The sequence below is a fragment of the Acidovorax sp. GW101-11A03 genome, assembly GCF_059424825.1.
The window spans coordinates 1-2,020 of sequence record NZ_JBWKZU010000135.1; the positions used below are offsets into that span (position 1 = coordinate 1).

The 2,020-nt window shown below is 67.3% G+C and carries 2 protein-coding genes; both read right to left on the reverse strand.

All coding sequences use genetic code 11. The features are described from left to right. Positions 1-1,838, reverse strand: a 1,838-nt coding sequence (locus AC07Z7_RS24990; RefSeq protein WP_494768033.1) for an efflux RND transporter permease subunit, incomplete at its 3' end; no start/stop codon positions are given. Continuing rightward, positions 1,835-2,020 (reverse strand): hypothetical protein (locus AC07Z7_RS24995; RefSeq protein ID WP_494768034.1); only part of this gene is annotated, 186 nt, incomplete at its 5' end. The genes AC07Z7_RS24995 and AC07Z7_RS24990, both read right to left, overlap by 4 nt.

Genomic DNA, 2,020 nt, shown 5'->3' on the forward strand with positions numbered 1-2,020 from the left:
GCGTTGCGCTGCCAGCCGCCGGTGAAGCCCGTCACATGCTCCACGGCCGGGTCGGCCTGCACGATGGCCAGGAAACGCTGCAGCCGCTGTTCCATGGCTTGGTAGGACGTGGCCTGGTCGGCCCGGATGAAGCCCGAGATGCGGCCCGTGTCCTGCTCGGGCATGAAGCCCTTGTCGATGGCGGTGTAGAGATACACGTTGAGCCCCACCACGCAGGCCAGCGCCAGCAGGGCCACCGGCTGGTGGCGCAGGCACCAGGCCAGGCTACGGCGGTACAGGCGCATGCCCCGCACCTGGGACCGCCCCAGCCACCGGCCCACGGCACCCCGCCAGCCGCTGCGCCGCACAGGGGTCAGGTGGTGGGGCTTGAGCAGCGCGGCGCACATCATGGGCGTGGTGGTGAGCGATACCACCATCGACACCAGGATGGCCGAGGACATGACGATGGCGAACTCACGGAAGAACCGCCCCACGATGCCACCCATGAACAGGATGGGCACAAACACCGCAATGAGCGAAATGCTCATCGACACCACGGTGAAGCCGATCTCGCGCGCGCCGTCGAGCGAGGCCTGCAGCGCGGTCTTGCCCCGCTCCATGTGGCGCATGATGTTTTCGAGCACCACGATGGCATCGTCCACCACAAAGCCCGTGGCCACCGTGAGCGCCATGAGCGAGAGGTTGTCGAGCGTGTAGCCCGCCAGGTACATCACGCCAAACGTGCCCGCCAGCGACACCGGCACCGCCACGCTGGGGATGAGCGTGGCGCGCCCATTGCGCAGAAACAGGAACACCACCAGCACCACCAGCGCCACGGCAATGAACAGCGCACGCTCCACCTCCTTGACCGAAGCGCGCAGCGTGGGCGTGCGGTCGGACACCACCTCGATATCGATGGACGCCGGGATGGACGCCTGCAGCGCGGGCAGCAGCGAACGCACCCGCTCCACCGCTTCGAGGATGTTGGCGCCGGGCTGTTTGTACACCTGCAGCAGGATGGCGGGCTTGCCATTGGCCACGCCAAAGTTGCGCACGTCCTGCACCGAATCCACCACCTCGGCCACATCCTGCAGCCGCACGGCCTGGCCGTTCTTCCAGCGCAGCACCAGCGGTGCATAGTCGGCCGCCACGCGGGCCTGGTCGTTGGTGGCCACCTGCCAGTAGTGGTCCTCGCGCTCCACCGCACCCAGGGGCCGGTTGGCGTTGGTGGTGACGATGGCACTGCGCACCTGCTCCAGCGAAATGCCGTTGGACGCGAGCCGCACCGGGTCCAGCTCCACGCGCACTGCGGGCAACGCGCCACCGCTCACCGTGGCCTGCCCCACGCCCTCGACCTGCGAGAGCTTTTGCGCCAGCACGGTAGAGGCCGCGTCGTACATCTGCCCGCGCGTGAGCAGGTCCGACGTGAGCGCCAGGATCATGATGGGCGAGTCGGCCGGGTTGACCTTGCGGTAGGTCGGGTTGCTGGGCATGCCCGTGGGCAGCAGCGTGCGTGCGGCGTTGATGGCGGCCTGCACATCGCGCGCGGCGCTGTCTACATTGCGGTCCAGGTCGAACTGCAGCGTGATGGAGGTGCTGCCCAGGATGGAGCGCGAGGTGATCTCGGTGACCCCCGCGATGGCCCCCAGCGACCGCTCCAGCGGCGTGGCGACGGTGGCGGCCATGGTGTCGGGGCTGGCGCCAGGCAGGCTGGCGCTGACCGAAATGGTGGGGTAGTCCACCTGCGGCAGTGGGGCGACGGGCAGCAGGAAGTACGACACCGCTCCGGCCAGGGCCAGGCCCAGGGTAAGGAGCATGGTGCCGATGGGGCGGTGGATGAAGGGGGTGGAGAGGCTCATGAGCGGGCCTCTTTTTCTAGGCTTTTTGGGGCGTTTGCGCGCGTTGGGATTGCCTTATTAGCTACACTATTTATAGCAATCAATGTGCTTTGGTTGAGGGCGGGGGCCGGGGTGTGCGCCCGGCGGCGCAGTAACTTTCTTTCGTCTCGCCGAAAGAAAGTCACCAAAGAAAGGGCGACCCT